This window comes from Oceanithermus desulfurans (assembly GCF_014201675.1).
Lineage (GTDB): Bacteria > Deinococcota > Deinococci > Deinococcales > Marinithermaceae > Oceanithermus > Oceanithermus desulfurans.
Genome location: NZ_JACHEZ010000004.1, coordinates 191,082 through 213,142 on the forward strand (window position 1 = coordinate 191,082; position 22,061 = coordinate 213,142).

At 66.8% G+C, this 22,061-nt stretch carries 26 protein-coding genes; 20 read left to right on the forward strand and 6 right to left on the reverse strand.

Annotation, left to right across the window (positions count from 1 at the left end; genetic code table 11):
* Nucleotides 1-82 precede the first annotated feature (82 nt).
* From HNQ05_RS06555 to HNQ05_RS06605, 11 genes are all read left to right on the forward strand, one after another.
* A complete protein-coding gene (locus tag HNQ05_RS06555; protein WP_147148656.1) occupies nt 83-1,663 on the forward strand; it encodes an ABC transporter substrate-binding protein in 1,581 nt (526 codons plus the stop codon).
* Nucleotides 1,664-1,723: 60 nt separating this feature from the next.
* Complete coding sequence (locus tag HNQ05_RS06560; protein ID WP_147148658.1) at nt 1,724-2,641, forward strand: ABC transporter permease; 918 nt, start codon at nt 1,724-1,726, stop codon at nt 2,639-2,641.
* A complete protein-coding gene (locus HNQ05_RS06565; RefSeq protein WP_147148660.1) occupies nt 2,634-3,467 on the forward strand; it encodes an ABC transporter permease in 834 nt (277 codons plus the stop codon). Before HNQ05_RS06560 ends, HNQ05_RS06565 begins: the two co-directional genes overlap by 8 nt.
* Before the next feature lies 1 nt (nt 3,468).
* Nucleotides 3,469-4,596 (forward strand): M20 family metallopeptidase, encoded by a 1,128-nt coding sequence (locus HNQ05_RS06570; protein WP_147148663.1) that lies wholly within the window; start codon nt 3,469-3,471, stop codon nt 4,594-4,596.
* Between the two features lie 1,804 nt (nt 4,597-6,400).
* Complete coding sequence (locus HNQ05_RS06575; protein WP_147149138.1) at nt 6,401-6,751, forward strand: hypothetical protein; 351 nt, start codon at nt 6,401-6,403, stop codon at nt 6,749-6,751.
* Nucleotides 6,752-6,775: 24 nt separating this feature from the next.
* Entirely contained in the window at nt 6,776-6,979 is a 204-nt protein-coding gene (locus HNQ05_RS06580; protein ID WP_147149140.1) for a M20/M25/M40 family metallo-hydrolase, read from the forward strand.
* Nucleotides 6,980-7,229: 250 nt separating this feature from the next.
* The gene (locus tag HNQ05_RS06585; RefSeq protein WP_147148048.1) at nt 7,230-7,766 is read left to right on the forward strand and encodes a hypothetical protein; all 537 of its coding nucleotides are present in this window, start codon (nt 7,230-7,232) and stop codon (nt 7,764-7,766) included.
* Nucleotides 7,763-8,218, forward strand: a complete 456-nt coding sequence (locus HNQ05_RS06590) for a hypothetical protein (protein WP_147148051.1) — start codon at nt 7,763-7,765, stop codon at nt 8,216-8,218. The genes HNQ05_RS06585 and HNQ05_RS06590 overlap by 4 nt, the downstream gene beginning before the upstream one ends.
* Before the next feature lie 263 nt (nt 8,219-8,481).
* Nucleotides 8,482-8,673 carry a hypothetical protein gene (locus tag HNQ05_RS06595; protein WP_147148053.1) on the forward strand — a complete coding sequence of 64 codons (192 nt, stop codon included), beginning with the start codon at nt 8,482-8,484 and terminating at the stop codon, nt 8,671-8,673.
* Nucleotides 8,674-8,780: 107 nt separating this feature from the next.
* A complete protein-coding gene (locus HNQ05_RS06600) occupies nt 8,781-9,116 on the forward strand; it encodes an SPW repeat protein (protein ID WP_147148055.1) in 336 nt (111 codons plus the stop codon).
* A gap of 83 nt (nt 9,117-9,199) precedes the next feature.
* On the forward strand, nt 9,200-9,802 hold the full coding sequence (locus tag HNQ05_RS06605) for a TetR/AcrR family transcriptional regulator (protein ID WP_183677675.1): 603 nt from the start codon (nt 9,200-9,202) through the stop codon (nt 9,800-9,802).
* An 80-nt stretch (nt 9,803-9,882) separates the two neighbouring features.
* Here HNQ05_RS06605 and HNQ05_RS06610 read toward each other — a convergent pair whose 3' ends face one another.
* Genes HNQ05_RS06610 through HNQ05_RS06635 form a run of 6 tightly spaced genes read right to left on the reverse strand, consistent with a single transcriptional unit; the run spans nt 9,883 to nt 14,387 of the window.
* Nucleotides 9,883-10,656, reverse strand: a complete 774-nt coding sequence (locus tag HNQ05_RS06610; RefSeq protein WP_147148058.1) for an ABC transporter permease — start codon at nt 10,654-10,656, stop codon at nt 9,883-9,885.
* Complete coding sequence (locus HNQ05_RS06615; RefSeq protein ID WP_147148060.1) at nt 10,649-11,572, reverse strand: ABC transporter ATP-binding protein; 924 nt, start codon at nt 11,570-11,572, stop codon at nt 10,649-10,651. The genes HNQ05_RS06610 and HNQ05_RS06615 overlap by 8 nt, the downstream gene beginning before the upstream one ends.
* A 59-nt stretch (nt 11,573-11,631) precedes the next feature.
* A complete protein-coding gene (locus HNQ05_RS06620) occupies nt 11,632-12,141 on the reverse strand; it encodes a type 1 glutamine amidotransferase domain-containing protein (protein WP_147148062.1) in 510 nt (169 codons plus the stop codon).
* 38 nt (nt 12,142-12,179) lie between these two features.
* On the reverse strand, nt 12,180-12,683 hold the full coding sequence (locus HNQ05_RS06625) for an NUDIX hydrolase (RefSeq protein WP_260147698.1): 504 nt from the start codon (nt 12,681-12,683) through the stop codon (nt 12,180-12,182).
* Nucleotides 12,684-12,700: 17 nt separating this feature from the next.
* Nucleotides 12,701-13,294, reverse strand: coding sequence for a MazG family protein (locus HNQ05_RS06630; protein ID WP_246104125.1), 594 nt, complete (start codon nt 13,292-13,294; stop codon nt 12,701-12,703).
* Nucleotides 13,295-13,298: 4 nt separating this feature from the next.
* Nucleotides 13,299-14,387 carry a prepilin peptidase gene (locus tag HNQ05_RS06635; protein ID WP_147148064.1) on the reverse strand — a complete coding sequence of 363 codons (1,089 nt, stop codon included), beginning with the start codon at nt 14,385-14,387 and terminating at the stop codon, nt 13,299-13,301.
* A gap of 183 nt (nt 14,388-14,570) precedes the next feature.
* Between HNQ05_RS06635 and HNQ05_RS06640 the strand changes: the two genes are divergently transcribed.
* From HNQ05_RS06640 to HNQ05_RS06680, 9 genes are all read left to right on the forward strand, one after another.
* Nucleotides 14,571-14,963 (forward strand): type II secretion system protein, encoded by a 393-nt coding sequence (locus HNQ05_RS06640; RefSeq protein WP_147148065.1) that lies wholly within the window; start codon nt 14,571-14,573, stop codon nt 14,961-14,963.
* Nucleotides 14,964-15,013: 50 nt separating this feature from the next.
* A complete protein-coding gene (locus tag HNQ05_RS06645) occupies nt 15,014-15,445 on the forward strand; it encodes a hypothetical protein (RefSeq protein WP_183677677.1) in 432 nt (143 codons plus the stop codon).
* Nucleotides 15,442-15,795 (forward strand): prepilin-type N-terminal cleavage/methylation domain-containing protein, encoded by a 354-nt coding sequence (locus tag HNQ05_RS06650; RefSeq protein ID WP_183677679.1) that lies wholly within the window; start codon nt 15,442-15,444, stop codon nt 15,793-15,795. Before HNQ05_RS06645 ends, HNQ05_RS06650 begins: the two co-directional genes overlap by 4 nt.
* Nucleotides 15,792-16,256 carry a prepilin-type N-terminal cleavage/methylation domain-containing protein gene (locus HNQ05_RS06655; RefSeq protein WP_183677681.1) on the forward strand — a complete coding sequence of 155 codons (465 nt, stop codon included), beginning with the start codon at nt 15,792-15,794 and terminating at the stop codon, nt 16,254-16,256. Before HNQ05_RS06650 ends, HNQ05_RS06655 begins: the two co-directional genes overlap by 4 nt.
* A 14-nt stretch (nt 16,257-16,270) precedes the next feature.
* Nucleotides 16,271-17,473, forward strand: a complete 1,203-nt coding sequence (locus HNQ05_RS06660) for a PilN domain-containing protein (protein WP_147148071.1) — start codon at nt 16,271-16,273, stop codon at nt 17,471-17,473.
* Nucleotides 17,457-19,109, forward strand: a complete 1,653-nt coding sequence (locus HNQ05_RS06665; protein WP_147148074.1) for a GspE/PulE family protein — start codon at nt 17,457-17,459, stop codon at nt 19,107-19,109. The genes HNQ05_RS06660 and HNQ05_RS06665 overlap by 17 nt, the downstream gene beginning before the upstream one ends.
* A complete protein-coding gene (locus HNQ05_RS06670; protein WP_147148076.1) occupies nt 19,110-20,309 on the forward strand; it encodes a type II secretion system F family protein in 1,200 nt (399 codons plus the stop codon).
* Nucleotides 20,306-20,797, forward strand: coding sequence for a hypothetical protein (locus HNQ05_RS06675; protein ID WP_147148078.1), 492 nt, complete (start codon nt 20,306-20,308; stop codon nt 20,795-20,797). Before HNQ05_RS06670 ends, HNQ05_RS06675 begins: the two co-directional genes overlap by 4 nt.
* Nucleotides 20,798-20,963: 166 nt before the next feature.
* Nucleotides 20,964-21,893 (forward strand): hypothetical protein, encoded by a 930-nt coding sequence (locus HNQ05_RS06680; RefSeq protein WP_147148080.1) that lies wholly within the window; start codon nt 20,964-20,966, stop codon nt 21,891-21,893.
* Nucleotides 21,894-22,061: the final 168 nt, after the last annotated feature.

Sequence of the window (22,061 nt, forward strand, 5' to 3'; positions counted from 1 at the left end):
GCGCCGGCGGTGCGCTAAGCTGTAAGGCGAAGCCCTAACCACGCCGCCGAAAGCGGCGGAAACGAGAACGGGAGGTCGGTGTATGAAACGTATTGGGATTCTGCTAGCGTTCGTGTCCGCGCTCGCTTTTGCGGGCGGAGACCAGCTCGTGGTGGCCTACCAGGGCGGGGCCGTGACCCTCGACCCGCACCTGCGCAACGAGACCACCACCCTGTCCTGGCAGCACCACATCTTCGAAACCCCCTTCTTCTACGACCGCGAGGGCAAGGTGGTGCCGGTGCTGGCCACCTCGATCGAGAACACGGACCCCAACACCTGGATCCTCAAGGTGCGCCGCGGCGTCAAGTTCCACGACGGCACCCCGATGACCGCCGAGGACGTGGCCTACTCGATCCTGCGCGCGGCCACCCACCCCAAGTCGCAGATGAAGGCCTACGTGGGCAAGGTCGTCTCGGCCCGGGCGCTGGACGAGGTCACCGTCGAGATCAAGACCAAGGTGCCCGATCCGCTGCTGCCGGCGCACCTGGACCACGCCGCGGTCATCCCCAAGGCCTACATGGAGAAGGTCGGGGAGGAGGGCTTTCAGAAGCACCCCATCGGCACCGGCCCCTACAAGTTCGTGGACTGGCTCAACGCCGACCACCTGACCCTCGAGCGCTTCGAGGACTACTGGGGCCCCAAGCCCGACTTCGCCAAGGTGGTGCTGAAGAACATCCCCCAGGGGGCGACCCGCGTGGCCGGCCTGCTCTCGGGTGAGATCGACATCGCCGAGAAGGTGCTGCCGCAGGACTTCGCCCGCGTGGAGCGGTCGGGCCGCGCCACGGTCAAGCAGACCCCGGGCGTGCGCATCATCTACGTGGCCATGGACTACTGGCGCGAGTACGGCTCCGAGGGGCTGCCCGAAGGCGCCAAGAACCCCTTCCTCGACCCCGCCGCGCGCAAGGCCGTCTACATGGCGATCGACGAGGAGGCCATCGTCAAGAAGATCATGGGCGGGGCGGCGACCGTGGCCCAGCAGTTCCTGGCGCCGGTGCACGAGGGCTACTCGTCCAAGATCAAGCGCTTCCCCTACGACCCCGAGGGTGCGCGCAAGATCCTCGAGGATCTGGGTTACGGCGATAAGGACGGCGACGGCTGGCTCGAGCTGCCCACCAAGGACGGCAAGCGCGTTCCCTTCGAGCTGCGCATCGACGCCCCCAACGACCGCTACCTCAACGACGCCCAGATCGCCCAGGCCATGGCCAGCATGCTGCGCAAGATCGGCATCAAGGCCGAGGTGAACGCGGTGCCCAAGAAGGTCTTCTTCCCCAACATGACCAAGGGGCACTTCACCCTCTACATCGCCGGCTGGGGCTCGATGGACTCGATCAACACCATGCTCTCGATGTTCCACTCCAAGGACCCCGAAGGGCTCTACGGCCGCTTCAACCGTCAGCGCTACCACAACCCCGAGGTCGACGCGCTGATCGAGAAGGCGGCCAGCACCTTCGACCCCACCGAGCGCGACGCCCTCCTGCAGCAGGCCATGGAGATCGCCATGGTGCAGGACGTGGCCTACATTCCGCTGCACTACGAAAACGTGATCGCCGGCGTGGCGAAGGGCATCGACTTCTCGCCGCGGCCCGACGAGTACCTGCACGCTTTCGAGGCCAAGAAGCAGTAGCCCCCTCCCGGCCGGACCCCGTCGGGGTCCGGCCGGCGGGTTCGCCAACGGCGTCCTTCCATGCTGCGTTATCTGCTCGTTCGCACCGCACAAACCGTCTTCGCCGTCTTCGTCGTCGCCACCCTCATCTTCCTCGGGTTGCAACTCACCGGCGACCCGATGGAGAACCTCGCGCCCCCGGACATGAGCGCGGCCCAGGTCGAGGAGCTGCGCAAGGCTTACGGTCTGGACCGGCCCGTCTACGTCCAGTACCTGCGCTTCATGGGGCACCTGGCCCAGGGGGACCTGGGCATCTCCTTCCTCTCGGGCGAGCCGGCGCTGCGGCTCATCCTGCAGCGCTTCCCCACCACGCTCAAGCTGGTCCTCGCCGCGCTCTTCATCGCGGTCCTCCTCGGCCTGCCCATGGGGGTGGGCGCGGCCGTCCGCGCCGACACCCTTACCGACCGCACGCTGCGCTTCCTCTCGGTGCTGGGCATCTCGGCGCCCACCTTCTGGATCGGCATCATGCTGATCCTCATCTTCTCGGTCAACCTCGGCTGGCTGCCCTCCTCGGGGCTTTCCAGCTGGAAGCACTACCTGATGCCCGCGTTCACGCTCTCGCTCTACCGCATCGCCCTCTTCCTGCGCATGGTGCGTTCGACGATGCTCGACGTGCTGAACCAGGACTTCATCCGCACCGCCCGGGCCAAGGGGCTGGCCGAGCGGGTGGTGGTCTACAAGCACGCGCTGCGCAACGCCCTGATCCCCTTCATTACCGTCGCCGGGCTGCAGTTCGGCCACCTGATGGCGGGCGCGGTCGTCACCGAGAAGATCTTCGCCATTCCCGGCATGAACCGGCTGGCGCTCGACGCCCTCTACGCCGACGACCGGCCGGTGATCATCGCCTTCATCATCGTCGTCGCGGTGCTCTTCGCGGTCGTCAACCTGGTCGTCGACCTCTTCTACGCGATCATCGATCCGAGGGTCCGCTATGCTTAAGAAGCTGCCCTGGTTTCCCATCCTCCTGCTGCTGGCTTTCGTGCTGGCCGCGGTCTTCGCGCCCTACCTGGCTCCCCACGACCCCATGCAGGGCGACCTGATGATCTCGCAGATGCCCCCGGCCTGGGTGCCGGGCGGCGAGCCCGCCTATCCGCTGGGCACCGACGAGCAGGGGCGCGACGTGCTCTCGATCCTGCTCTTCGGGCTGCGGGTGAGCCTGGCCGTGGGGTTCGCGGCGGTGCTCCTCAGCGTGGCCATCGGCACCCCGCTGGGGCTGCTCGCCGGCTACGCCGGCGGCCGCCTGGGCGAGCTGATCATGCGGCTGGCCGACATTCAGCTGGCCGTCCCCACCTTTTTGGTGGCCCTGGTGGTGCTGGCGCTCACGGGCGGCGGCAGCGTGCTCAAGCTGATCCTCGTCATCGGGGTGGTGGGCTGGGCCAACTACGCCCGCCTGGTGCGGGGGGCGGTGCTCAGCGAGAAGGAGCGCGAGTACGTGCTCGCGGCCGAGGCGCTGGGGATGAGCCGCGGCCGCATCATGTTCCGCCACATCCTGCCCAACGTGCTCTCCGTCATCCTGGTTCAGATGTCCGTGGACGTGCCGCGGGTGATCCTGCTTGAGGCCACGCTTTCGTTCCTGGGAGTGGGCGTTTCCATCGAGACCCCGGCCATCGGGCTGATGATCCAGCGCGGCCTCGACTACATCTACTCGGGGGTCTGGTGGACGACGGTGCTCCCGGGGCTGGTGCTGGCCACGCTGGTGCTGGCCACCAACCTGATCGGCGACTGGATGCGCGACGCCTTCGACCCGCGCAGAAGGGCGACCTGACGTGGACCGGGCGGTGGTCGACTTCACCCGCAGGCTGGTGCAGACGCCCAGCCCCTCGAAGCGCGAGGGTGAGCTGGCTGCGCTCGTCGTGGCCGAGATGAAGCGCCTGGGCTACGACGAGGCCTACGTCGACGCCGCCGGCAACGCCGTCGGCCGCATCCGGGGCCGGGAGGAAGGGCCCGGCTGGCTGCTGCTCACCCACCTCGACCACGTGGACGTGGGCGACGAGGCCAACTGGCCCTACCCGCCTTTTTCGGGGCATGTCGACGAAGCGGGGCGGCTCTGGGGCCGCGGCGCGGTGGACATCAAGGGCCCGCTCGCGGCCACCGTTTACGGCACGGCGGCCGCGTGCGCGGAAGGTCCGCCGCCGCGCGACGTCTGGGTGGCCAGCGTGGTGCAGGAAGAACTGGGCGGGGCCGGCGCGGCGCGGCTGGTGCCCGAGCTTAAGAACCGGGTGGCCGCGGCGGTGATCGCCGAGCCCTCGAACCTGCAGGTCATCTACGGCCACCGGGGGGTGGCCCGGGTGCGCTTGGTCTTCGAAGGCTCCCCTCACCACGCGGCGCTTTCGCGCAGCGCCGACAACCCCAACTTTGCCCTCGCCCGCTTCCTCCAGCGGCTGGCCGTGGCCCGCCGTCACCGCGACCCGGTGCTGGGCGCGTCGTCGATCACCCCCACGACCCTGCACGCCGACACCGCCAGCGCCAACCGCACCCCCGGCCGGGTGACGCTGATCCTCGACTGGCGCACCACCGGCGAGACGCCCGCGGAGATGGAGGCCTTTCTGGCCGAGCTGGGCCGCGGCCTTGCGGTGCGCTTCGAGGTGCCGCCGCTTTGGGAACACGGCGAGCTCGAGAACACCCCCGGGGTGCGCACCGACCCCGACCATCCCCTCGTGCGACAACTGGAGCGGGTCCGCCGCGAGGTGCTGGGCCCCGGCCCCCGTCCTGGCCTCTGGGCCTTCGCCACCGACGGCCGCTACACCCACGCCTCCGGTATCCCCACCGCCGGTTTCGGCCCCGGCGACCCCACCCTGGCCCACACCGAGCACGAGTTCATCGAGGTCGAGCAGCTATTAGCCGGAACGCGTTACTACGCGGCGCTGGTAAAGGAAGAGCCGCAGCATTATTAACGATGCCTGGTTGCTTAAACGAAGATCGTGAGCCTAATATCTGAACGAGGTACAAAAAACTACGCCAAGGGCGAAGCTCAGCATCTTGGCGCATTTTCAAAGAAGACGCTTCCGCTTGAAGATATACGATGTAGATTGTACAAACAAGGAAGTATATAGGTAACTGTAATCCTCCTTGACAAACGGACAGGGGGGGGGGGGGGGGTAGCCTTAGCCTACAAACCTATAGGTTTGTAGGAAGGCGGTAGAAAATGACGGCTCGCTTTATGGCATACGGTATGGCAGCGCTGCTAGTCTTTTTAGCCGCGTGTAGCCAACCAAACTTACAGGTTCCTCCAAAGAGAGAAGCAGATAACGCTGCGAACGTGAATGAGGATACCACCAACAGCCATGACCTAGCAGGCATGGATCAAATTGCGCCGGGTGTATGGCTCAAGAGCACCAGCACTGATTTTTCAATTTCGCTCAGCCCTTTGGAATTTTCTGAGGCATCAATTAAATTGATGCATGATTTAAAGCGTGAAATGGAACCGCAATCTATGGGTTTGACGAACGACCCCAATGGGAATGCGCTGATAGAACCTATGTCAGCTAGTGACAGAAGGTCTGTCAGTCTCATGATTGACAAGGCAATCATGACTTATAACGCAGTTAAATCAGCTAAGGCCAAAGGTTTGTCAATAGCGCCCATGGGGTCGATAGTAATAAACGAAAGTGGGGGAGGGCGAAATCTAATATGTCGGTCGGGCGCATTTGCTTCGAACACCACATCGGCTCCAGGCGCAAAAGGCTCGGCTTGGGTCTCATGTGTCGGTTGGTTTTCTCCCGATACGAAGTCCAAGGTGTTCGTACGTGCCGGTAGTGACTCGGCTAGGGACGAAGATAGCGGTAGAGCCCGATCTAGCGCGTACAAGGTTATGTACCTCCATGATTCATACAGAAGTTGTTCATCAGTGGCTAGCGCTGAAGCATGGTACTGGATAGCGGGCTGGGTTAAGATATACCCTGCAAGCGCATACGCGAGTCATAACGGCTGCTAGATCGACGACAGACACATTACGGTAGGTTAGGAGTAGCTATGAATATAGACTTGACAGGAAGCCCGATGGAGGTTTTGGTAGGGCTTATAGCCGCGTTCTTCTGGCTGATCATGGCTGCCCTGCCTATTGGCGTAGTGGTGTACGTTGCTGTGCGACTTGCGCTGAGGGCGGAGCGCAATCGCGGAAGGCGCTCTGATAATTAAAGTGCGTGAGAATACATCGTTTTTACTCGCAATTGAATAGAGTTCAATAGATGACTACCCCTTAGGCCGGCTAGATAGTCGGCCTATATATTTGATTACACGGCACAACTTTTATGAACCTATAACGCGTCGTGTGTATTCTAGGTCACACAAAGCGTTGTGCTGCGTTCTTGTTGGAGAGGCCCTTACATTTATTGGCGGAGAAGGCGGTGCGCTTGTAGATGGACTCGTAGAATCAACAGTAATTTCCAAATCGATTCAGGCTGCGACCAGTAAGTTGAAGGATGCAGTCAGGGCCGGAATAGTTGGTGGCGGGCTCTATCTTAGCTGTGGTGAAATAAAAACACACCCATACGGCATTCGCGATTATAACGAGCAAATTGGCTACCGGCCCCACTATTACCACGAATGGGACGAATGGAACAGCTTTTACCAACGATGCGAAACCTGTAAGGAAGGCTACTTCGGCCCCGAGGTGTATTATTAATCGTGCTTTACCGCGTTTCTTTCGCAGGGGGCAGGCCGGCCTGCCCCCTGCCCTAGTTTGCCTAGGGGGTATACGTGGACAAGGATAGAGAGCAATCACACAATACAGACTCGGATCTGCTCGATGCGATGGAGCTGAGCTTCTTGGTGATGATGGTGTATTGGTTCAAGATTCTCATGCGGATTCCTTCCGACGTAGCCGTCGAGATCTACGCTGTAGTCGTTGGAATGACGCTGGTTGGCTGTTCACGCTGCAAGTATAGCCACACTTTAGCAAAGGCGGGATTATTCTCCTCCATCCTGTGGTTAGTTGTTAATTATATTTACTTTTATAATGTATCAATCCTATATGCTAGTATAATCATGATCGTCGAGTTGGCAGGGATATGGGGAGTGCTCTCCGTTTACAAAGCGCTCCGACGCTAGTCCCTATGTGCAACCAAGCCGCACATGTTCGGCCAGCAAGCGGCTCGGTGTGGCTGCGCCCTTACTGTCAACGGCCGCTACACCCATGCTTCCGGCATCCCCACCGCGGGCTTCGGCCCCGGCGACCCCACCCTGGCCCACACCGAACACGAGTTCATCGAGGTCGAACAACTGCTCTCCGGGGCCTGCTATTACGAGGCGCTGGTCCAGCAGGCGCCACAGCTCTGACACTCCGACAGCCAAAGTCGCAAAGCAGAACCTGGGTATCTGAACGGAGTACAAGGAATGCCGATTTCTGCGTATAGCGCAATATTGGCACAGCTCCACAGTAGGTGCTACCGCCGAAAGATATACGATGTATGCAGTACAAACAAGCAAGTATATTATACCCTGCAATAAGCCTTGACAAATGAACTGGGGGGGGGGGGGGGGTAGTGTCTGTATACAAACCCACAGGTTTGTGGAAAGGGGCGCGAGAATGAAACATAAACTATCAATACTTGTGTTGGTAGCGGCGATCCAAGCGCTGCTCTTTGCAGGTGTCGCTCAAGCACAGGCATCAAGTCAGCTGGACCCTTCAAGCATTGTTAAGAAAACAAAAACCGGCCAAGAGTATCGCACCGACGATGAGTTTACGCCAGGCAACGGAGGCAACGGATGCTCACATCTGAACGCCACAGTTCGCACCGATGAGGTGCGTCCTGTGTACATCAACAATTACAATGGGTGGGCCTACGTAGGATGTAGGATTGCAGTAGAACTCATAGATGAGTTTACCTCCACCGGCAAGAGTTGGATGTCGAAGACGGCGGGGGCTGCCGTCGCTGAGGCTATTGATGATGTAGTATGCGGCGAGTTAAAGAAGCATGTATACGAAACGGGTTTTGATCTCGTGCGGACCTTTGAGGGCTATGAAAGGAAATACGAAGTGTACAAGGGTGAGCCGTACGAATCTACAGACGGAGACTGGATTTGTGTAGCCAAGCTGGTTCGTACGTACTGGGAGAGTGAGTGAGCCATAAGGGCGCGCCGGCGACGATGGGGACCACGAACCAACGCGTCTTCAGCTTACTAGCTAGCTACCTTAACGGGCTTTTAGTTGTTGCCTTCGTGGGGGCTGCAAACCGCGTGGTTTGCGGCCCTGCTGAAACCTGCCATAATTTTTTATTTATAGCACCCTTTGCTATTTCTGTGTTGGTTGTCTCCCTTTTAGTGAGCTTGTTACTAGTGCTAATACGGGATGGCATGAGGTTTTTGCCGCTGCACATCCAAACCTTTTTCTTGGCAGCCTTCACTGCGGGCTTAGCTGTCTTGGTGCTGGTTGCATTTTACAGGTACGCTCCGATACACTTTGCGGACACGCTATGGTTGTGGATCGTGTTTCCACTCGTAGCGGGCTTGTCGTTTTGGGCTCTGTTCCTCTCTAAGGAAGTACGCCGTGCAGTTGAAGCGCTTTTAGTGGAATAACCACGCTTCCCTCACAGTTTCTGGCGTCGACGATCACGTTTCCCGAACAGGCAGCACATTAGCACTGTATCGGTCCACCGGTTACACCCTGGCCCGCACCGAACACGAGTTCATCGAGGTGGAGCAGCTGCGGGCCGGGGCGCGTTTCTACGCCGGGCTGGTTCAGGAAGCGCCGACGCGGGCCTGACGGTGGTTCATCCAAGCGGCGGGGCGGTCCCTGGGCATAGTAGAATACGTACAAGCTAGATTTTAGGAGGTGGTTCGTGAACATCGATTTTTCGGGTGGGGCGCTGGGCGCGGTGGTGGGCGCGTTGATGGCGCTGCTGCTCATGATCTTGGCCGCGCTGCCCATCGGGATCGTGGTCTACTTTGCGGTTCGGCTGGCGCTCGCCAAGGAGCGTGAGGGCGCTAGGCGGTCCGGCGCGCCGCGCGAAGACGGCGACAGCGCGCGCTAGCCGCTTCGCGGATACCGCGTCGGCTCACCGGTCCGCCTCTGGTTCCGCCTGCTTGACAGATGTAAGTAAGTAGTTATATACTTAAGTCGAAAGAGGAGGTGAAGGTGATGAAAAACACGCTGGAATGGGTGAACGTGGTACTCGGCGGCTGGCTCTTCCTCTCGCCCTGGATCTTCGGGTTTACCGGTAACGCGGGCGCGGCCTGGAGTGCGTGGATCATCGGCGGCGTGGTGCTGATCCTCGCGGTCTGGGCGCTTTCGGACAAGGGCGTCTGGGAAGACTGGGTCAACGCTCTGGCGGCCCTGATCGGATTCTTCACGCCCTGGTTTGTCAAGTACACTTCTCTGGGCGCTGCTTCGTGGAACATGTGGATCCTGGCCGTGGCCATCTTCGTGGTCGCGCTCTGGGCCGCGTACAGCCCCACCATGAAGACGACGACCTGAGGTGCGAGGGGAAAAGGGGAGGGGGCTCGGCCCCTCCCCTTTTCGTATCGTTACGTACTGGTAGGATGGCGAGGAGGTTTGCGATGCGTAAGTCGACGCGGCTACCCACCTCCGAGCGTCGGAAGCAGATCGTACAGGCGGGGCTCGAGCTCTGCCGAAATCACGGCATCTCCTCGCTGCGCACGGAGAAGATCGCGCGCAAGATCGGCGTGACGCCGGGCGCGCTGTTTCGCCACTTCCCCTCCAAGGCCGCGATCCTGCAGGCGATGGCGGACGAGCTGCTGGACCGCCTCGAGCGCGCCACGCCTCCGGACGACCTGCCGCCCTGGGAGTGGATCGAGGCGTTCGTGACTGGGCGGGTGCGCACCCTCAAGGAAGACCCCGAGGTCCGACTGCTCTTTTCCGACGGTTTCCTGGTGGCGCTCCCCGAGGAGGCCCGCTCCGAGGTGCACCGTTCGTTCCTCGAGGCCTGGGAGCGGCTGAACGCTCAGCTGCGCCGCGCGCAGGCTCAGGGGAAGGTGCGGCCTGACCTGGAGGAGCACGAGCTCGCCGCCGCGGTGGTGGGGCTGGTGCAGGCGGTGCTGCACCCGCCGCTCGCTGACCTGCCCGAGTGGAGCACCCCCGAGGCGGTCTGGGCCACGGCGAAGGACCTGCTCACGGTGCGCGAAACCGCGGCGCTGAGCTAGCCCCGAACCCGAAGCAGCCTCCCGGAAGGCGTCCCTCTGGGAGGCGTCGTCTTTGATTTACGGCTCGGCGAGGGGCGGCGCTAGTACCCGCCCAGCAGCCCCCGACGCTTGACCGCGCGCACCGCGAGGCCGAAGACCCAAAGCCCCAGGGCCAGGTAGACGAGGCCGCCAGCGAGGCTCAGGCCAAAGACGACCGGGTCAAAGGCCTCGCCGCGCGCTAAAAGCGCCCGCAGCTGGCCGGCCCCGGTGGTCATGGGCAGCAGGTAGCCGGCCGCGCGGAAGAGGCCGTGCAGCTGCTCGAACGGGGTCATGATCAGGAACATCAGGACGAACTGGAACAGGTTGAGGAAGGCCTGGATGCGCTTGAAGTAGAGCGCCAGCGCGCCGAGCAGGAAGCCCAGGCCGTAGGCGCCGAGGAGCACCGTGGCCAGCGGCGCCAGCGCCGTCCAGGAGAAGTCGAGCCGCACGCCGGTGAGCAGCATGATCAACCCCAGGATGCTCAGGTTGAGGCCGAGGGTGAGCAGCAGCCCGGCGACGTTGCGGGCCAAGTAGACGCGGCCGGGGCCGAAGGGGCTGAGGAAGACCTGCTCGAGGGTGCCCTCGCGCGCCTCGTTCATCAACCCCCAGCTGAGGTCGCCGATGGCGAAGAGGGCCAGCGTCCAGAGGACGTAGCCCACGACCAGCGCGTCGAGGCGGTCTCCGAACTGGGCCGTGGGGCCGGCGATGTACTGCGCCCCCAGGAAGAGGCCGTAGAAGATCATCGTGATCACGATCAGCTGCCCCACCATCTCCATGGGGTAGCGCCGCAGCATCAGCAGGCTGCGCTTGAACTCGACGCCGATCACCCTAAGCATGCGCTTCCTCCCGCACGAGTTTCAGGAAGACCTCGGTCAGGTCGGCGCGGTCTTTCTCCACCCGCAGGACGGGCAGCGGGCGCAGCGCCTCGAGCACCGCCCAGAGCCCTTCGGGCGAGCCGACGTAGACGATGCGGCCGTTCAGGGGCTGGGCGCCCAGCTCGGCGAGGCGGGCGCGGCGCGCTTCGCCCAGCTCGCCTTCCACCTCGATCTCGTACTGGTCCCCGGAGAAACGGGCGAGCAGGGTGGCCGTGCGGTCCTCGGCGACGATGCGCCCCTCGCGGATGATGGCCACCCGGTGCGAGAGCTGCTGGGCCACATCGAGCTGGTGGGTGGTGAGCACGATCGCCTGGCCCTCGCCGGCGAGTTCGCGAATGAGCTGCTTGACGGTCTCGGCGGCCTCCACGTCGAGGCCCAGCGTGGGTTCGTCGAGGAGCAGCAGCGCCGGCTCGTGGATGAGGCTGACCGCGATGGCCAGCTTTTGCTGCATGCCGCGGGAGAGCTGCTGGGTCAGGGCGTTTTGCTTGTGGGTCAGCTCGAAGCGGTCGAGCAGCGCCCTGCCCCGCCGGCGGGCGGACGCCGCCGTGAGCCCCTTGAGCACGCCGAAGTACTCGAGGTTTTCCAGGGGCGTGAGCCGCCAGTAGACGTTGCGGTTGCCCTCGAGCACCGCCCCCAGCTGCCGGAGCGCCCAGGGGTCGCGGTGGGGGTCGCGCCCCGCCACCCGCACCGAACCAGCGTCGGGCCGGATCAGGCCCGCGATCATCTTGATCGTGGTCGTCTTCCCGGCGCCGTTGGGGCCCAGGAAGGCCAGCACCTCCCCGCGCTCCACCCGCAGGTGCACCCCGGCGACGGCCCGGGTGGTCTTGCCCCGGCTGCGAAAGGTTTTTTCGAGGCCTTCTGCAACGAGTACAGCCACGCTCACCTCCGGTTCTCAGTCAGTGTAAACCGGAGCTTTAGAAAATGTCAAGCAAAGGTTTACGAATATTGTTTCACGGCCTCGACGAAGGCCCTCGCCCAGGCGGGCAAGTCGCCGGGGCCGCGGCTGGTGATCAGGTTGCCGCTGATGACCACGGGTTCGTCCACGTACTGCGCGCCGGCGTTGGTCAGGTCGTCCTTGATCGAACGGTAGCCGGTCAGGCGCCGTCCCCGGATGACGCCGGCGCTGATCAGCACCCAGCCGGCGTGGCAGATGGCGGCCAGGGGTTTTCCGGCTTCGTCGACGGCGCGCACCAGCTCGAGCACCGCCTCGCTGCGCCGCAGACGGTCGGGGGCGTAGCCGCCGGGGATGACGAGGCCGGCCAGCTCGGACGCCCTCACCTCGGAGGCCGCGGCCGTGGCGCGGGCCATCCAGCCGCTCTTGGCCTTGTACCCCCGCGACTCGGGGCCGATGACCAGGGGCTCGAGCCCGCTTTCCTGCACCCGGTAGAAGGGGTAGATGAACTCGCGTTCGTCGAAGAGCTCCTCGATCAGAATCCCGACCTTCATGGGCACCTCCCTTTCGCAGTCTAGCTGCGCGGCAGGGGTCAAGCGCGGGTCCCGCACACTTTTTCCAAAAGATCGTGCAGCACGTTGGCGGTCAGCCCCCAGACGTCGTGACCGCGCCAGGGGTAGTGCCAGACCTCGCGGCGCAGGCCCCCGCGCTCGCGCAGCTCGCTCCAGGCGGGGGCCGCAGCCAGCTCCGCGAGCGGCACCCAGAGCACTTCGGCCACCTCGTCGGGGCTGGGGCGTAGGCGGGGCCGGGCATCGAGCCAGGCCAACACCGGGGTGACGTGGAAACCGTGGGGGCTGAGCACCGCCGGCAGCCGGCCCAGGGGGTGCGCCTGTCCGGGGTCGAGCTGCACCTCCTCCCAGGCCTCGCGCAGCGCTGCTTGCTCGGGGGTCTCTCCGGGCTCGAGGCGGCCGCCGGGGAAGGCGATCTGGCCGGCGTGGCTGGGCAGGTTGGCGGTGCGCACGGTGAGCAGCAGCCGCCCGTCGGGCGCGAAGGCGACCAGCACCGCCGCGGGCCGGAACCCCGCGGGCGCGGCCAGCTCCTTGGGCGGCGTGGCTACGGCTCGTTCGAGCAGAGCGCGGAGAGCCGCTCCCTGAGGGCAACCTCCGGGTTTTCCTCTCGCTCGGCGAATAGCTTGACCACCTCCCACAGCGCCGCCTCCAGGTCGCCGGCCGCGAGCGCGCGCGCCGCCGCTTCCCGGTCGCCCGCGAGCTCCAGTTTGCGCGCCAGCTCGTAGCCGCGCGCCAGCGCCGGCAGGCTGCGCGGCACCTTTTCGCAGGGGGATTGCGGCCCCCGCTTTTCTTCCTTTTGTTTCTCCCAGTTGGCCAGCACCTCTTCGGCGGTGTGGAGCTCGCGGTCTGCAAAGACGTGGGGGTGTCGCTCGATCAGCTTGTCCACGATGGCCCGTTCCACGTCGGCGTATCCGAAGGTGCCCTCCTCTTCGCCGATCACGCTGTGAAAGGCCACCTGCAGCAGCACGTCGCCCAGCTCCTCGGCCATCTTCGCGGGGTCGCCCTCCGCGATCGCGTCCACCGCCTCGGCCGCCTCCTCGAGCAGGTAGGGCCGCAGGCTCTCGTGCGTCTGCTTGCGGTCCCAGGGGCAGCCGTCCGGCGCCCTGAGCCGGCGCATCACCTCGAGCAGCTTCTCCACGGGTTTAGCTTAACCCCAGGTAGGCGAGGTAGGCCTGGACCCAGGACGCCCCCCACCACAGCGCGATCCAGCCCCCCAGGGCCAGGTAGGGCCCGAAGGGCAGCTTGCGCCGGCGGAAGAGCAGGCCCAGCACCGCGCCGGCGAAGACCGCGACCATGAGCGCCACCAGGAAGGGGCCGAAGCCCAGCCAGGCCCCCAGCATGCCGGCCAGCTTGACGTCGCCAAAACCCATGGCCACCGGTTCGTCGTCCTCGTCGTCCTCGTCCTCCTCCGGCACCAGCGCCCAGTAGAGCCCCCCGGCGAGCGCAACCGCGCCGGCGGCGAGGAGCGCGGCCCAGAGGCTTTCCACGACGCCCAAAGGCCGCATGCCGTAGCTGGCGACGACGACCCCCAGGACCGCCGCGCCCAGGGTGAGGGCGTCGGGCCAGGGGAGGGGGCGGCGTAGCAACAGGTTGATCGTCACCGCCAGCGCGGCGGCCCCCACCCCCCAGCCCCAGCCGAACCAAGCGGCCACCGCGGCCGCCAGGAAAACGTGCTCGAGCCCCACCGGGAACCCCGGCCGGCCGCTGGCGCCGCGCCGCAGCACCAGGTTGGCGAAGCCGCCGATCAGCGCCAGCAGCCCCGCGGCCGCGAGCGCCCCCCGCCAGGCCTCGCCCCACGCCACCGGGAAGGCCCAGAGCGCCGCGGCCGCGAGGCCCAGCGCCAGCCCTCCGTAGGTGAGGCCGTCGGGGAGGACGTAGTGGTCGATGTCGATGAACGAAAGCGCGATGAGGAGCGCCGTGAAGGCCCAGACCAGCACCAGCCCCGCGTCGGGAACCGGGTGCAGCCACGCGGCCAGGGCGAAGAGCCCCCCGGTCAGCGCCTCCACCAGCGGATAGCGCGCGCTCACCGGTGCGCCGCAGTAGCGGCAGCGCCCGCGACTGGCGAGCCAGCTGAGGATGGGCACCATGTCCAGCGCCCCCAGCCGGTGGCCGCAGGCGGGGCAGCGGCTGGGCGGATGAACCACGGATTCCCCTTTGGGCAGGCGGTAGACGACGACGTTGAGAAAGGACCCGATGACCGCGCCCAGGACGAAGCCAAGAAAGACGAGCATGCCCCATTCTACGGGGCCGCGCGCGGGCTCCGGCGTTATCGCGTGGATATAACCGTCCCAAAACTACACTTTTCTATCCCCCCAAACGGGGGCCCTCAGTTAGGGGTACCAAGGCGCATTTCGGCTGGCTACCATCAAGGTGTAAGACCAAACCGCGCAAGCGGAAACCAAGGGGGAATGAAGATGAAGGGAAGCAAGAAGAACAAAGGTTTCACTCTGGTCGAACTGGCGGTCGTGATCGTGATCATCGGTGTGCTGGCGGCGATCGCGGTGCCCCGTTTCCTGAGCACCACCGAGACCGCGGTCGACGCCCAGGTGCAGGCGACGGCGGACGCGCTGCGTTCGGCCTACTCGATCTACCTCGCGCAGAACCGCGGCACCAAGCCGACCTGCACCCAGCTGCTGAGCTCGGTGGACGAGATCCGCAGGACCGGTTCCAACACCGCGGTGGGCGTCCGCGACCCCAACCTGCAGATCCGCTGCGCGGGCAACCCCGCCTCCAGCGTGCGGGTGTACAACGCCAACGCCCGAACCTATAAGAACAACCGCCGAGCCTACGTCATCAACTTCCGCTAAGGAATCCGCACCGGGGGGCCAGCGCCCCCCGGTGCCCGTTTGGGGCGACCTTGCGCAAACGCGGATCCATCCTCCCCTTCGTGGTCGTGGTGCTGGCCCTGCTCTTCGTAGCCGGGCCCCTGGCCCTTATGGGACAGCAGCAACTGCGTGCGCTCCAGCTGGCGACGGCCGCGCGGCAGGCGGACGACCTGGCCTGGGCGGCGCTGGCCCGCGCACGCCGGGGCGGGGCGGCGCGACCGCTGCGCCTGCGCTGCCCGCCGCCCGGTGACGCGGCGTGGCGTTTCCGGTCGGTGCGCATCGGCGGCCGTCTCCTGGGCGAGTACGCGGCGCTGCCGCTGCGCGCTGCGCGCGGGCGCGCCGTCTGGTGCGTGGCCGGCCGGACGCTGGGCGGCCCCCTCAACGAGGGGCAGCGCGTCGAGGTCTACTACCGCGTCACCCTCGACCCCCGCGGCCGGCTGCTGCGGCGGGAGGCGCTGCGGTGAGGAGGCGCGCCGGCTTCACCCTGGTGGAGGTGACCGTGGCCCTGGTGCTCCTCTCCCTGGCCGCGGCCGCGGTGATCGCGGCGCTGCTGGGCGTGCAGCGCACCGCCTTCGAGGCCCGGCGGCTGGGCGTGCAGCTAGCGGCCCTGGAGAACGCCTCCGAGCACCTGCAGGCGCTGCGGACGCTTCCGTCGGGTGAGTCTTCCTGCCCGGGCGTGCGGCGGGAGGACTACCCGGAACTGGGCGGCTTCCGCTGCGTGGTTCGGCGTGCTCCCGGGGAGCGGGTTGTGGAGATCGTGCTCCTGGACGAAGAGGGCGACGTCTTCGCCGCCACCCTGGGGGTGCTGCGGTGAGGCGCGCGCGCGGGTTCACCCTGGTGGAGCTGGCGGTGGCTGGTCTGGTGGCCGCCGTGGTCGCCCTCATGGCGGCGATGCTCTTCGTGCCGGGCGTGCGCATGTGGCAGCAGTCGCAGCGCCTGCTCGGCGAGCAGGGCGACTACCTGGAGGTGCGCCGGGCGTTCGTGGGCGACGTACAGCAGGCGGTGAGCGGGCGCGTGGTGCGGGGGCGGTTGCTCTTGCGGCGCACGGACGGCGCCTGGGCGTGCTACCGGTTTCGGGAGGGACGGCTCGAGCGCGCCGAATCCGCGACCCCCTGCCGCCGCGACGCCTTCGTGCCCCTGACCGTGCTGAGCGGCTACGACGGGCGCTTCGAGGTGTCGGGGGCCGCCGCGCAGCTGCGCTTCACCCGCCTGCCCGGGGAAGGCGGCCTGCCCGAGGTCTACGCGGTGTCCCGCGCCGCGGCCTCGCTCCGGTAAAATGGGTCCATCGCATGGCTGAGCTCTATTGCACCGCGCGTTCGCTGTTCCTCTACACGACCGAGCTGATCGAGCACCCCCTCGAGGGCGTGATCAGCGCCGGCGAGCCCGACTACGAGCGGCTGGTGTCGGAGGTGCGCGGTTTCCTGCGGGCCCAGCGGGTGCGCGGGCCGCTCTACCTGGGGCTTTCCAGCGAGTACCTGCTCCTGCGTACGGCCCTCTTTCCCGAGCTCGAGGGCTTTCCGCTGGCCGAGGCGGTGCTGGCCGAGGCCGAGCGCAGCCCTTTCTGGGGGCAGCACGAGCTGAACGTCGACTACGAGCTACTGGACGTGGTCGAAGAACACCGCCGCCGGGTGCTCTTCGCGGCCATGCCCGCGCAGGCGGCGGGGGTGCTGAGCCGGCGGCTGCGCCTCCGCCGGCTCGAGCCGCTGCCGCTCGCGGTCTGGCGCGCCTCGCTCGCGCAGTTCGCGGGGCGCGGGAGCTGGATCGTCCTGGACGGCCTTTCGAACAGCATGGCCCTTTTCGAGCAGGGCCGCCTCAGCGACTTCCGCCAGCTGGCCCACCCCCTGGACGAGGGCGGCCGGGCGCTGGCGGACGAGGTAGGGCGCTCGCTCCAGCTCTTCGGGCGTTACGAGCCCGTGGAGGCGGCCTGGCTCTTCGGCCTGCCCGAGCCGCCGCCCGTACCCGAGGGGCTGCCCGCGCACGAGGTGGTGCAGTCGGCCCAGCCCGCGGTGCTTAAGGCGGCGGCCTGGCGCCGCGAGCCTCCTTGGCTCGACCTGCGCCCACGCCGCCGCCGGCTCGGCGAGGGGCTGCCGCGCGAGGCGCAGCGCGCGCTGCTTTGGAGCTCGCTCTGGCTGGCGCTGGGCCTGGCCGGCTACGCGGCCCTGGGGGTGCAGCTGCGGCAGCAGCGGGCGCTCAACGCGGGGCTTTCGCGCGACATCGCCCGGCTCGAGGCTGCCCGTCCCGAGCAGCAGACGCCGTTGCCCGCGTGGGTGACCCCCGCCCTGCTGGAACGGGTGACCCGGGCGCTGCCGGAGGGCACCTGGCTCGACGGGGTTCAGGTCGACGAGTTCAAGCTGGTGCTGCGCGGTCGCGCCCTCGATCCCCGCAAGCCCCAGGTGCTGGCGCGCCGTCTCGCGGCCCCGCCCGCCTGGACTCAGTGGGACGCCGAGGCCGAGGACTACGTGTGGGAGGTGACCCTTGAGCTACCGCAGTAAGCTGGGCGAACTGCTCGTGCGGCGGGGGTACATCAGCGAGGCGCAGCTCCAGGACGCCCTCAGGGAGCAGGCGCGCACCGGCGAGCGCCTGGGCCAGGTGCTGCTGCGACGCGGCTACCTGAAGGAGGAAGACCTGGTGCGGGCGCTGGCGACCCAGCAACAGGCCGAGGTGGTGCAGCTGGGGCAGGTGGAGCCCGATCCCCAGGCCGTGGCCCTGGTGGACGACCGCTTCGCCCGCAAGCACCGGGTCTTCCCGTACCGTCTCGATGGGCACCGCCTCTACGTGGCCATGGCCAACCCCGGCGATCTCAAGCTGATCGACGAGCTTCGCTACATGACCGGACGCGAGATCGTTCCCCAGCTCGCCTCCGACTCCGAGATCCTGCACGCCCTGAACCGGGCGCTCGGGAGGGCCACGATCGAAGAGGTGCGGGCCGCCGCCCCGGCGGTCCAGGAGGACGCCCTCCCCGAAGCCGACGCCTCCCCGGCGGTGCGTATGGCCGACGCCCTGCTGCGCGACGCCATCGCCGCCGGAGCCTCGGACCTGCACCTCGACCCCAGCGAAAACGCCCTCGTGGTGCGTATGCGCGTGGACGGGGTCCTCCAGGAGCTGCGCCGCATCGTCAAGGAGGAAGCGCAGGCCATCGTGGCCCGGTTCAAGATCCTCGCCGGACTCGACATCGCCGAGCGGCGGCGGCCCCAGGACGGGCACTTTTCCTTCGTTCACGAGGGCAAGCGCCACGAGGTGCGCATCGCCAGCGTGGGGACGCTGTGGGGCGAGCAGGTGGTGCTGCGCATCATCTACCCCACGGCGGTGCGCATCGGGCTCGAGCAGCTGGGGATGTTCCGCCCCGAGCTGGAGAAGTTCAGCAAGCTGGTGCGCAGCCCTCACGGCATCCTCTTCGTCACCGGCCCCACCGGATCGGGGAAGACGACCACCCTCTACGCCGCGCTCGAGCACATCTACACCCCCGAGCGCAACTTCATCACCATCGAAGACCCGGTCGAGTTCCCGCTCGAGGGGATCAACCAGATCCCGGTGCAACCGCGCATCGGGCTGGGGTTCGCCGAGGTGTTGCGCGCGGCGCTGCGCCTTGACCCGGACGTCATCCTCGTGGGCGAGGTGCGCGACGCCGAGACCCTGGACACCGCGCTGCGGGCGGCCCTGACGGGCCACTTCGTGCTGGCCACCCTGCACGCCAACGACGCTCTCTCGGCGGTCAGCCGCCTGATCGAGATGGGGGCCGAGCGCTACCTGCTGGCCTCGACGCTGCGCGGCATCGTGGCCCAGCGGCTGGTGCGGCGGGTCTGCCCCCAGTGCGGCGACTGGCGACCCCTTACCGAGGAGGAGCGCTGGTTCCTCAGCGGGGAGGCGCCGCCCAAGGAGCGGCGCGGGGAGGGGTGCAGCTACTGCCGCAACACCGGCTACACCGGCCGCGTGGGGTTGTACGAGGTCTTCGCCTTCGACCGCGAGAGCCTGCGGATCGTGGGCGAGGGCGAGGGCGAGCCGGCGCTGCGGGCCTACGCCGAGAAGATCGAACACCGCACCCTGCGGGAGATTGGGCTGCTGCAGGTGCGCGAGGGGCAGACCACGGTCGAGGAGCTGATGCGGGTGCTGGGGATGCTGGAGGCCTAGATGCGCTACGTTTACCTGGCGAGCGACGAAAACGGGACCCGCACCGCCGAGGGGGTCATCGAGGCCGAAAGCCCCCAGGAGGCGCGCCGCCGGCTGCGCGAGATGGGGCTCTTCCCCCTGCGGCTCGCCCCCGCCGCCCGCCGCCGGCGCCAGCGCCGGCCCGGGAGCGGCGACCTGGTGCTCTTCATGGAGCAGTTCGCCACCCTGATCGGGGCGGGGGTGAGCCTGGTGCAGGCCCTGAACACCCTGAGCCTGCAAAGCCCTCACCCCACGCTGCGGCACGCCGCCCAGCAGGTGCGGGCCCGCATCGAGGGGGGCTCGGGGCTGGCCGAGGCCATGGGCGAGTTTCCCGAGGCCTTCCCGCCGATCGTCGTGCGCATGGTGGCCGCGGCCGAGCTGAGCGGCTCGCTCGAGGAGACGCTGCGCCGGGTGGCGCGCTACCTCGACGACGCCTTCGAGCTGCAGCAGAAGATCCGTTCGGCGCTTACCTACCCGATCTTCGCCATCGTCATCGTGCTGCTCGCGGTGGTGGCGCTGCTGGTCGTGGTGGTGCCCGTCTTCCAGAAGCTCTACGCCAACGCCGGGGCCGACCTTCCCGGCATCACCCTGGCCTTGCTGGCCGTCTCCGACGCGGTGCGGCGTTACGCGCCGGTGATCGTGCCGGGGCTGGCGCTGCTGGTCTGGGGGTTCGGGCGCTTCCGCGCCAGCCCCGCGGGGGGCTACCTGATCGACCGCGCCTTCCTGGGCCTGCCCCTCTTCGGGCCGATCGCGCACAAGAGCGGGCTCGCCCGCTTCGCGCGCACCCTGGCCACCCTCTACGCAAGCGGGATCAACATCCTCGCGGCGCTCGACGCCGCCCGCGATCTGGCCGGCAACCGCTACATCGCGGCCCTGATCGACGAGGTCCAGGAGCGCATCTCCAAGGGGGAGTCGCTCTCGCAGGCCCTCGCTCACGAGCCCGAGGTCTTCGTCCCCATGTTCACCCGGATGGTCAGCATCGGCGAGGAGTCGGGCGAGCTCGACCGCATGCTGGACCAGGTGGGGCACCACCTCGAGCGCGAGGTGGACCACACCACCAAGCGCCTCTCCAGCATGATCGAGCCGGTGATGACCGTCGTTCTGGGGGTGATCGTGCTCTTCGTGGCCCTCGCGCTCTACCTGCCGCTCTTCGAGCTCCCGGGTAAGGTGATGGGCCGATGAACGGAAGCCGCTGGTACGCCTGGCTGCCGACCCTCGTCTTCCTGCTCATGGCCGGATGGGTCGGGCTCTCCGCCTGGGAGCTGCGGCAGGCGCGGCTGGAGGAAGCTCGCCTGCGCGCGCGCTTCGAGGAGTTGCTGCAGGTGCCGCAAACGCCGCCGAGACGGGCCGAACCCCTCGACCCCGCGGCCCTGCCCGAGGTCTACCGCGAGCTCATCGACCGGGCGCTGGCGCTGGGGCTCGAGGTGCGCGAGGTCAACCCCGGCCTCGAAGACGGGCTGATCCTCGTCGAAGGCAGCTTCGCCGACGCCTACGCGATGCTCGACGCGGTGCGCGAACTGGACCGTCCGGTCTGGGTCAAGGGGCTGGAGATCGCACGCCTGGACGATAGCGGGAAGCGCCTCTCGGTGACCTACTCCCTGGGAGTGCGGATCGCCAACCCCGAGGACGCCGCGGGGGAACCGCCCGCCGACCGGGCGCCGCCTCAGTAAAGCGAAACAATCCAAAAGATTACACTCTGTTAACGAATCAGGAAAGTTCGTAAGCGGTTTTCTTGCCCACGAAGGCCGAGGACAACGAGCAGTAATAGGAGCGTGTTTCAACTACAAGGTGTTAACCTTGCGTTTATTTCTCCGTAATAGGGTACGATCGATAACAATGCGCGGATTCCTCCTCCTCTACGCCCACCAGGACCTCTCGGGTCTCCCGGCCCTCACCGCGCACGCCAGCGCCGCCGCGATGGAGTCCGTGGTCTTCCTTGACGCGCCCTTGCCGGCCTTTTCCGCGCGCGCGCTGGCGCCCCAGGTGGAGCTGCTCACCACCCCCAGGCCGCGGGGGCCGATCGTGGCGCTGCGCGCGCTGCTGCGCTTCGCCCGGCTCCGTTCGCAACCGGACGACGTTTTCGTCTTCGCGCCCGCCTCGGCGCGGCTTTCCGCGAGCGAGCTGAGCGAGCTCGTGACGCTGCTGCGCGCCTCGGAAGACCTGGTGGTGCTGGGCATCGGCCGGGGCAACGCCCTGGCCCCGTGGTTCTGGCCGCTGCGCCTGGGCGTGGGTGCCCGCCCGGCCACCCCGCGCGCCGCCTGGGTCTACCCCGAGACCCTGATGGCCCACCTGCTCGCCGTGCGCGCCGCGCACCTCAAGCGGCTCGCACTCTTCGATCCGGTGCTCGTGCGCGAGCACTCCGCCGCGCCGGTCGTGGACCTGGCCCTCAACCTGCGCCGCTTCGGCCTCACGCGCATGCGCTACCGCCTTCAGGACGCGGTGCGCAGCTGGGCCGGTCCGGTGGGGTACGTGGAGGCGATGCGCCAGGGGGCGCGTTCGCTGGTCTTCCACCGCAACCAGCCGGACCTGCCGCTGTACGAGGGGGCGTTGCTGCGGGCGCTCGAGCACGCCACCCGCCGCCTGCCGCAGGTGCGCCTCTTCGACGAGGCGGTCAAGTTTCTGCACGCGACCCCGCACATGGAGCCCCTCGCCCCCGCGACGCTGCTGCCGCTGGCGCTCAAGCGGTTGCTGGCGCGGGGCTACGTCGAGGGCGACCGCTTCGGCTACGCGCTGGGCATGCAGGCTTGGAGCGACCTGATCTTCTGAGCACCCGTGCTGCGGCTACCCCCGGGGGGTTGCGCCCTGCCGCGGGGTTTGTGTTAGTATCACCGGGATACGGTAAATACAAGAAGGTTTTTTAATGGAAGAGGTTACAAAAACGACCCACAACCCCCCGCACGGCCAGGCGTTGCCTCCGGTGCCGCCGGTGGCGCC

Excerpts from the sequence above, each read along its gene's own strand:
- HNQ05_RS06555 (WP_147148656.1), top strand. The coding sequence starts at position 83 with ATGAAACGTATTGGGATTCTGCTAGCGTTCGTGTCCGCGCTCGCTTTT.
- HNQ05_RS06560 (WP_147148658.1), top strand. The coding sequence starts at position 1,724 with ATGCTGCGTTATCTGCTCGTTCGCACCGCACAAACCGTCTTCGCCGTC.
- HNQ05_RS06565 (WP_147148660.1), top strand. The coding sequence starts at position 2,634 with ATGCTTAAGAAGCTGCCCTGGTTTCCCATCCTCCTGCTGCTGGCTTTC.
- HNQ05_RS06580 (WP_147149140.1), top strand. The coding sequence starts at position 6,776 with ATGTTCGGCCAGCAAGCGGCTCGGTGTGGCTGCGCCCTTACTGTCAAC.
- HNQ05_RS06585 (WP_147148048.1), top strand. The coding sequence starts at position 7,230 with ATGAAACATAAACTATCAATACTTGTGTTGGTAGCGGCGATCCAAGCG.
- HNQ05_RS06600 (WP_147148055.1), top strand. The coding sequence starts at position 8,781 with ATGAAAAACACGCTGGAATGGGTGAACGTGGTACTCGGCGGCTGGCTC.
- HNQ05_RS06605 (WP_183677675.1), top strand. The coding sequence starts at position 9,200 with ATGCGTAAGTCGACGCGGCTACCCACCTCCGAGCGTCGGAAGCAGATC.
- HNQ05_RS06610 (WP_147148058.1), bottom strand. The coding sequence starts at position 10,656 with ATGCTTAGGGTGATCGGCGTCGAGTTCAAGCGCAGCCTGCTGATGCTG.
- HNQ05_RS06620 (WP_147148062.1), bottom strand. The coding sequence starts at position 12,141 with ATGAAGGTCGGGATTCTGATCGAGGAGCTCTTCGACGAACGCGAGTTC.
- HNQ05_RS06635 (WP_147148064.1), bottom strand. The coding sequence starts at position 14,387 with ATGCTCGTCTTTCTTGGCTTCGTCCTGGGCGCGGTCATCGGGTCCTTT.
- HNQ05_RS06640 (WP_147148065.1), top strand. The coding sequence starts at position 14,571 with ATGAAGGGAAGCAAGAAGAACAAAGGTTTCACTCTGGTCGAACTGGCG.
- HNQ05_RS06660 (WP_147148071.1), top strand. The coding sequence starts at position 16,271 with ATGGCTGAGCTCTATTGCACCGCGCGTTCGCTGTTCCTCTACACGACC.
- HNQ05_RS06670 (WP_147148076.1), top strand. The coding sequence starts at position 19,110 with ATGCGCTACGTTTACCTGGCGAGCGACGAAAACGGGACCCGCACCGCC.
- HNQ05_RS06675 (WP_147148078.1), top strand. The coding sequence starts at position 20,306 with ATGAACGGAAGCCGCTGGTACGCCTGGCTGCCGACCCTCGTCTTCCTG.
- HNQ05_RS06680 (WP_147148080.1), top strand. The coding sequence starts at position 20,964 with ATGCGCGGATTCCTCCTCCTCTACGCCCACCAGGACCTCTCGGGTCTC.